7 protein-coding genes are annotated in these 7461 nt (G+C 67.3%); 3 read left to right on the top strand and 4 right to left on the bottom strand.

The features are described from left to right. Positions 1-43 precede the first annotated feature (43 nt). Together ACZ3HV_RS20160 and ACZ3HV_RS20165 are read right to left on the bottom strand one after the other, a co-directional pair. Positions 44-1066 (bottom strand): LCP family protein, encoded by a 1023-nt coding sequence (locus tag ACZ3HV_RS20160; RefSeq protein ID WP_465686416.1) that lies wholly within the window; start codon positions 1064-1066, stop codon positions 44-46. Positions 1067-1150: 84 nt separating this feature from the next. Further along, the gene (locus ACZ3HV_RS20165) at positions 1151-1954 is read right to left on the bottom strand and encodes a helix-turn-helix domain-containing protein (protein ID WP_465686418.1); all 804 of its coding nucleotides are present in this window, start codon (positions 1952-1954) and stop codon (positions 1151-1153) included. 63 nt (positions 1955-2017) lie between these two features. Here ACZ3HV_RS20165 and ACZ3HV_RS20170 point away from each other — a divergent pair, with 63 nt between their 5' ends. Together ACZ3HV_RS20170 and ACZ3HV_RS20175 are read left to right on the top strand one after the other, a co-directional pair. Continuing rightward, positions 2018-2806 carry a phytanoyl-CoA dioxygenase family protein gene (locus tag ACZ3HV_RS20170; protein WP_465686420.1) on the top strand — a complete coding sequence of 263 codons (789 nt, stop codon included), beginning with the start codon at positions 2018-2020 and terminating at the stop codon, positions 2804-2806. 129 nt (positions 2807-2935) lie between these two features. Then, a complete protein-coding gene (locus ACZ3HV_RS20175; RefSeq protein ID WP_360362924.1) occupies positions 2936-3229 on the top strand; it encodes an HU family DNA-binding protein in 294 nt (97 codons plus the stop codon). Positions 3230-3232: 3 nt separating this feature from the next. Here the strand turns inward: ACZ3HV_RS20175 and ACZ3HV_RS20180 are convergent, their stop codons facing one another. Beyond that, on the bottom strand, positions 3233-4264 hold the full coding sequence (locus ACZ3HV_RS20180; protein WP_465686423.1) for an SMP-30/gluconolactonase/LRE family protein: 1032 nt from the start codon (positions 4262-4264) through the stop codon (positions 3233-3235). 50 nt (positions 4265-4314) lie between these two features. Beyond that, positions 4315-5250, bottom strand: coding sequence for an SMP-30/gluconolactonase/LRE family protein (locus ACZ3HV_RS20185; RefSeq protein ID WP_465686425.1), 936 nt, complete (start codon positions 5248-5250; stop codon positions 4315-4317). Positions 5251-5380: 130 nt separating this feature from the next. Here ACZ3HV_RS20185 and ACZ3HV_RS20190 point away from each other — a divergent pair, with 130 nt between their 5' ends. Next, positions 5381-7336, top strand: coding sequence for a M13 family metallopeptidase (locus ACZ3HV_RS20190; RefSeq protein ID WP_465686428.1), 1956 nt, complete (start codon positions 5381-5383; stop codon positions 7334-7336). The last annotated feature ends 125 nt before the right edge of the window (positions 7337-7461 follow it).

A 7461-nucleotide genomic window follows, 5' to 3' on the forward strand; every position in this document is an offset into this window, starting at 1 on the left:
GAACACCCTCCCAACTCGTCGCCTGCGCGTGGACCAGGGGTGGTCAACTGCTCTTCAGGCCGCTGGTGTTGTCGGACTTGAGAGCGTTGAACAGGGCCTTCGCCTTGGTGGTGTCCCACTTCACCGCGACCCCGCGGCCGCTGCCCAACTGGTAGTTGTCGTCGCTGACTGGCACGGTCAGGGTGACGCCGCCGCTGCCGGAGACGGCCCGCATGCCACGGGCGAAGCGGATGAAGTCGAACAGGCCCATGTCCTTGTCCACCGTGAGCGCGTCGACACCCTTGGTGGCGACGTTGTAGTAGCGGATCGGGTTGAGGAACGTCGACGGCGAGCTGGCCTTCTTCGCCACAGCGCCGACCATGGCGCGCTGCCGCTCCACCCGGCCGAAGTCGTTGTTGCCGTCGGCGTGCCGGGACCGTACGTACCCGAGCGCCGTGACGCCGTTCAGCTCCTGGCACCCGGCCGGCAGGTCGATGTGCGCGTCCTTGTCCTTCATTGCCTTGGGCAAGCACATGTTGACGCCGCCGACACTGTCGATGACCGAGGCGAAGCCGCCGAAGCCGACCTCGACGTAGTGGTCGATCCGCAGTCCGGTCACGTTCTCGATGGTCTCGATCAGCAACGCCGGCCCCTTGTTGAAGGCCGCGTTGATCTTCTGCTTGCCTTTCACACCCGGGATGTCGACCGCGCTGTCGCGCGGAATACTGATGAGCACCGTCGGCCCCGAGTCGGGGACGTGCATCAGCATGATCGAGTCGGTCCTGGCCGGTCCGGCGTCCCCGCCGGTGTGCAGCCGCGCCCGCTCGGCCCGGCTGAGGTCCTCTCGGGCGTCCGATCCGACCATCAGGTACGTCGTACCAGGGGTCTCGGCGGGGCGGTCGCCGGTCGGCATCGCGTCGATCTTGTCGATCCGGCTCCACGCGTACAGGGGGACGGCGACCAGCATGAGGATGAACAGCAGGACGATCAGTCCGACGGTCCGGAGGAACCAGTTCCGCCGCTTCTTCGGGCGTGCCTGCGGTGGCCGGTTCGCGTATCGCGGGTCGATGGGCTGCGGTTGACTCATACCCACGACCGTATCGGTGTCCGGCGTCCGCGCACGTCACCCCACTGAATGGTTTTACACGTCGGAAAGTCGGTCCCGCCTCCTTCAGAAGGAGGAAATCGGCCCCGAAACCGAACCAAAGCGCCGGAACGCGCGCGGCGAAACCCCTACTCGCGCGGTGAACAAGCGGGTGAAGTAGGCCGGATCGTCGTACCCGACCTCCCGGGCGACCGCGGCGACCGATAGCTCCTCCTCGACCAGCAAACTCTTTGCAGTGTTGAGTCTGGTGGTCAAGACCAGTTCCTGCGGCGTCGAGCCCGTCGTACGGCGCACTGCCTCGCGCAACTCCCTCACGGTGAGTCCCAGCTCGGCGGCATAGTCCTGAACGCTGAGCGGCGTACAAGCAAGCTCTGCCAGCCGTGCCGCCACTTCATCGCCGGACACCGGTGCGGCGCGAGCGATGAGGTCATACAACGCAGCAACGGTCTGTACGGCGCTATGCGCGGTGCTGACGCGCAAGAGCCGAGTGAAAGCCCGGTCCACCGGCCGTGGGTCGGCGTACCGCCGGACTGGTTGGTCAGCGTCCAGATGGCCGAGTGTTGTGAGCGCAGTGGTTGCTGGACCGCTGAAGAGTGTCCACACCTGCCGCCAGCGAGTGGTGGGCCGGTAGCCGTGCAGTACTCCGGGATAGAGCCAGAGCATCGCCGGCGCGCGTACCTCATGCAGTTGGCGGTCAGGTCCGTGCAGCAGATGGCCCCGGCCCTCCTTGAGCCAGACCAGGGCATGGCAGCCCAGGGCTCGCTCCGGTGTCGGGCCGGGCGGGTTCTCCTGCTCGCCGGCGCCGAGACAGAAGAGTCCAAGTTGCTGCTCCGCAGCACCAGGAGTCAGGTAGATCGACCAGTTCGCCACCGAATCAGAGTCCAAGAAGTCGGCCTCGGATGTCCATTCCGGTCGCTGCGGAAGCACGCTGGAATGAGTGACGTGCTGACTTCCAATGGATACGTGCTCGATGATCGGCGGCTTGGCGAGCTCGAGGTGGTTCCCGAGTGGGGGCGTGAGGATCGCGGCCTGCTGCGAGAGCGACTGGAGCGGGATGGATACCTGTTTTTGAAGGGTTTGCTGGCGCCTGACGTGGTGTGGGCGTTCCGGGAGTACTACTTCGGCGTGACTGGTGCCGCTAGCGACCGAGCGTCGTACCGGAAGGTGCTGTTCGAGCAGATCGTGCCGGGGGAGGAGTACGCCGCCTTCTGTGCGCAGCTCAAGGGCTGGTTCGAGTGGTTCCTCGGTGGGGAGCCGTTCCTGCACAAGCGGAAGATCATCCGGCAGACCGCGCCGGGCGAGAACGGCATCGGTACGGCGACTCAGGCACACTACGACCTGCTCTACCTCAGAGGCGGAAGTGACCAGGTCCTGTCGGCCTGGATCCCGCTCGGCGACTGTCCGGTCAGCAGAGGCGGTCTGACCTACCTCGAGGGCAGTCGCCACCGAGTGCTCGAAGAGGAGGCGGCTGGACGGCTCAAACGGCCCGCAGCGTCCATCACGGCCGACCTGCCCAGCCTGGCCGAGGAGTACGACGCCAACTGGCTCGTGACCGACTACGCGGCCGGCGATGTGGTCATTCACACCGCGCACACCGTCCACGCCGCGCTGGACAACGTGTCGGACCAGATGCGGCTGTCGACAGACATCCGGTACCAGCGCGCCGACGATGCGATCGACGCGCGCTGGCAGAACCACTGGCACGACCAGGACGGCCTCTGATGACGGTCACCGGCTCGGCAAAGTTCCCGTCGCACCCGGTTTGACCGAACTGCGGACGCTTCTCGCTAACGACAATCATTTTGGTTAAGGTGCCGAACGAAAGGGTTCATACCGAAGCTGAGGAGAGCCGTGAACCGCAACGAGCTGGTCGCCGGGGTGGCGCAGAAGGCGGGCATTCCGCGGAATCAGGCCGAGAAGGTCCTCGACGCGCTGGGCGACGTCGTCACCGAGGCCGTGCACAAGGGCGACAAGGTCTCGCTGACCGGCCTGCTGAGCATCGAGCGCGTGCTGCGCGCGCCCCGCACCGGCCGCAATCCGCAGACCGGCGAGCCGCTCTCCATCCCGGCCGGCTACTCCGTCCGCCTGTCCTGCGGAAGCCGCCTCAAGGCTGCGGCCCGAGGCGACCTCCGCACGATCTCCTGACGATCAGCGCCGGACGGCTGTGGCCCAGTAGGGCGTCGTGGCGGTCGGTGTGGTGCTGAATCGGGCGTTGGGCAGGTAGAGCCGGCGCCCGAACGCCGCCACCGTGGTGGGTACGTCGAAACCGGGATCGGTGATCGTTCGGACCAGAGTGCCCTTGGTGCCGGTCCGGTTGAGCTTCACTACCGCGACCTGGTTCAGGAAGTTCTGGACGACGTACAAGGTCCGCCCGATCAGCAGCATGCCGTCGCCACTGGTCATCAGCGTGGCACCGAGGTCGACGCGCTTGGTCACGCCGGTCCGCGGATTCACCTTGAACAGGAACCCGGTCGACGACTGGACGATGATCAGCGCCCGGCCGTCCGGTGTCAGCGTGATGCCGTTCCCGTTGAAGCCGGTCGGGTCGTGCACATAGTCACCGGTGAGCGGGACGGTCCGCGTTGTCTTCAGGAGCTTGCCGTTGCGGCCGATCGGCACCTGGTAGATGGCCGGTTGGCTGGTGTCGGTGAACCAGGCGGCGTTCTTGCTCAGCACCACGTCGTTCACGAACGTCGGCGTGACCCCGGTCAAGCTGTAGCTCTTGAGGATCTTGCCGGTCCGGATGTCGACCACCCGGCCCGTCCCAGTGGGCCCACCGGCAATCCACAGCCGGCCGCGGTTGTCCGCCTTCAGACCGACAGACGGCGTACCAGGACCTTGGCTGATCACCTTGCCGCGGCCGGTTCGCAGGTTGGCGGCGTAGATGTCGCCGTCCACCAGTGAGCCGAAGTACGCCGTACTGCCGCGGATCGCGATGCCTTCGGGCTGGAACCCGTTCGGCAGCTCGATCCGGGCCGGGAACGCGGTGGGCTTCGACGACTTGGCCGAGTTCGCCGACGTCGCCGACAGGAACCGGATCTGGTCGCACTGGCCGTCGTCGACGGAGTGCTTGACGGTTGACGATGCCGGTGTGGGGACGGCGGCGGCCGCCGACGTGGTCACAAGGCCCAGCAGGAGGGCCGGCAGCCCGAGTGCGGCTGCGATGCTACGGATGTTCATGTTTCCTCCCCACCCTGACCGTAGGACAGCGATCCGCGGTCGGGAACGGTTCAGCGTGGGACAGCGGTGACCCAGTACGGAGTGGTCGGTGCCGGTGGCGTAGTGAAGCGGGCGTTCGGCAGGTAGAGCCGCTTCCCGAACGCTGCGGCGGTCGTCGGTACGTCGAAGTCCGGGCTGGTGATGCCCCGGATCACCTGGCCCGTGGTGCCGGCGCGGTTCAAGGTGAGGACCGCGATGTTGTTCAGCCGGTTCTGGACGACGTACAGGGTGCGGCCGATCAGCAGCAGGCCGTCGCCATTGGTCATCACCGCGTTACCGATGTCGATCCGCTTGGTCACGCCGGTGCGCGGGTCGGCGCGGAACAGGAAGCCGGTTGACGACTGGACGATGATCAACGCGCGGCCGTCCGGCGTGAGCGAGATGCCGTTCGCGTTGGTGGCCCCGGGGGTGTGCTGGTAGTCGCCGCTCAGCGGGATCGTCCGAGCCTTCGCGGCCAGCTTGCCGTGCCGGCCGAACGCGACCTTGTAGAGGACCGGCTGTTGCGAGTCGGTGAACCAGGCCGCGTCCTTGCTGAGGATCACGTCGTTCACGAACGTCGGAGTCGTGGTGGTGAAGGTGTAGCTCTTGAGGATCGTGCCGGTCCGGGTGTCGATCACCCGTCCGTTGCCACCGGCCGCACCAGCGACGAACAGCCGGCCGAACCGGTCCACCTTCATGCCGAGCGAGCCGGTGCCCGGGCCTTGGCTGATCACCTCGCCGGTGCCGGTCTTGAGGTCGGCGGCGTAGATGTCGCCGTTCGCGCGGGAGCCGAAGTACGCCGTACCGCGGGCGATCGCGATGCCCTCCGGCTGGAACCCGTTCGGTAGCTCGATCCGGGTGGGGAACTTGGTCGTGGTGTGGGTGGCGGAAGCCGGGGTGCTCACCAGGCCCAGCATCAATGCGGGCACGCTGATCAGCGTGGCGAGCCGGCGGACGAGGTGTGACATGGCGGGTCCTCCTGATCCGTGGTCTTGCCCAGGAGAACGGCACCGGCCTGTGGAAAGTTCACAACGGCGGTCGCGGCAACCGGGTATGTTCGCTGACAAGCAATTGGACACGGGAAACAAGGGGTCAGGGATGACAGCAGGGATCGACAGTTCGAGTCTGTCCGCGACCGTGCGGGCGCAGGACGACCTGTATCGGTACGCCAACGGGCCGTGGCTGGAAGAGCATGAGATTCCGGCGGACAAGGCCATCTACGGCGCCTTCCACGCACTCTGGGACACGGCCGAGCAGGACGTCCGGACGATCGTCGAGAAGACGGTCGCGGCCGGGCACCCCGAGGGCAGCGAGCCGCGCAAGATCGCCGACCTCTACAGCAGCTTCATGGACTCCGAAGCGATCGAGCGGCTCGGAGCCGAGCCGATCGCCGAGCAGCTCGCCCTGGTCCAGGGGATCGAGGATCTGGCCGGCCTGGTAGCGGTGCTCGGTCAGCTCGAGTTGCAGGGTGTGCCGGGTGTCTTCCACTACTGGGTCGACGCCGACGCCAAGAAGTCCGACGAGAACATCGTCTACCTGACCCAGGGCGGCCTCAGCCTGCCGGACGAGTCCTACTACCGCGAGGACAGCTTCGCCGAGGTGCGTACGGCGTACGTCGCGCATGTCACGCGGATGCTCGAGCTGGCCGGGCTGACCGATCCGTCCGGTGCCGCCGAGCGGATCATGGAGCTGGAGACCAAGGTCGCCGGCGCGCACTGGGACCGGGTCAAGAACCGCGACGTCCAGCTGACCTACAACAAGGTCGACCGGGCCGGGCTGGACGAGCTGACCCCCGGCTTCGACTGGTCGGGCTGGCTGGTCGGCGCCGGCGTACCGGAGAGTGCCTTCGAGCAGGTCGTCGTTCGCGAGCCGGACTTCTTCACCGCGGCCGCCACGGCCCTGCAGGAGGTCGGGCTCGACCAGTGGAAAGAGTGGCTGAGCTGGCGGATCGTGCACAGCGCGGCGCCGCTGCTGAGCACGGCGTTCGTCGATGAGAACTTCGCCTTCTACGGCAAGACGCTGACCGGGGCGCCCGAGCTGCGCGAGCGGTGGAAGCGCGGCGTCGCGTCGGTCGAGTCCGCGTTGGGCGAGGCGCTCGGCAAGCTGTATGTCGCGGAGCACTTCCCGCCGACTGCCAAGGCCCGGATGGTCGAGCTGGTGCAGAACCTCGTCGAGGCGTACCGGCAGCGGATCGACGCGCTGGACTGGATGGGCCCGGACACCCGGCAGCGGGCGCTGGACAAGCTGGGCACGTTCGTGCCGAAGATCGGCTACCCGGACCAGTGGAAGTCCTACGAGGCGCTCGCGATCGACCCGGCCGATCTGTTCGGCAACGTGCGCCGCTCGGTCGCGGTGGAGACCGAGCGGGACCTCGCCAAGCTCGGCCAGCCGGTGGACCGGACCGAGTGGAAGATGACGCCGCAGACCGTCAACGCGTACTACAACCCGCGGATGAACGAGATCGTCTTCCCGGCCGGCATCCTGCAGCCGCCGTTCTTCGACCTGGACGCCGATGACGCCGTCAACTACGGCGCGATCGGGGCCGTGATCGGGCACGAGATCGGCCACGGGTTCGACGACCAGGGCTCGCGGTACGACGGCGACGGCAACCTCAACGACTGGTGGACCGACGACGACCGCGCCGCCTTCGAGCAGCGCACCGACAAACTCGTCGCGCAGTACGACGTTCTTTCGCCGGCCGAGGCACCTGGTCAGCACGTGAACGGCAAGCTCACACTCGGCGAGAACATCGGCGACCTGGGCGGGCTGTCGATCGCGTACGTCGCGTACCAACTGTCCCTGGACGGTGCCGAGGCGCCCGTGGTCGACGGGCTGACCGGGAGCCAGCGGTTCTTCGCGTCCTGGGCGCATGCGTGGTCGACCAAGACCCGGCCGGAGGAGGCGGCGCGCCGGCTGGCGATCGACCCGCACTCACCGCCGGAGTTCCGCTGCAACGCGGTGGTGAAGAACATCGACGAGTTCCACACCACCTACAACACCACCGAAGGCGACGGCATGTGGCTGGCGCCCGAGGACCGCGTCCGCATCTGGTGACAAACGCCCGCCTGTTCGCCGCCCGCGGCGGCGAAAAGGAGGGGTCGTAGGGGGGGGGTGTGGCTCCGGACAAGCCCCGGGGGGGGCCACTGCGGGCGCCGACCGCGTACCGGTTCCCTCGGTCT

The sequence above is a fragment of the Kribbella sp. NPDC020701 genome (assembly GCF_055562215.1).

Excerpts from the sequence above, each read along its gene's own strand:
- ACZ3HV_RS20180 (WP_465686423.1), bottom strand. The coding sequence starts at position 4,264 with ATGAACATCCGTAGCATCGCAGCCGCACTCGGGCTGCCGGCCCTCCTG.
- ACZ3HV_RS20185 (WP_465686425.1), bottom strand. The coding sequence starts at position 5,250 with ATGTCACACCTCGTCCGCCGGCTCGCCACGCTGATCAGCGTGCCCGCA.
- ACZ3HV_RS20190 (WP_465686428.1), top strand. The coding sequence starts at position 5,381 with ATGACAGCAGGGATCGACAGTTCGAGTCTGTCCGCGACCGTGCGGGCG.
- ACZ3HV_RS20170 (WP_465686420.1), top strand. The coding sequence starts at position 2,018 with ATGAGTGACGTGCTGACTTCCAATGGATACGTGCTCGATGATCGGCGG.
- ACZ3HV_RS20160 (WP_465686416.1), bottom strand. The coding sequence starts at position 1,066 with ATGAGTCAACCGCAGCCCATCGACCCGCGATACGCGAACCGGCCACCG.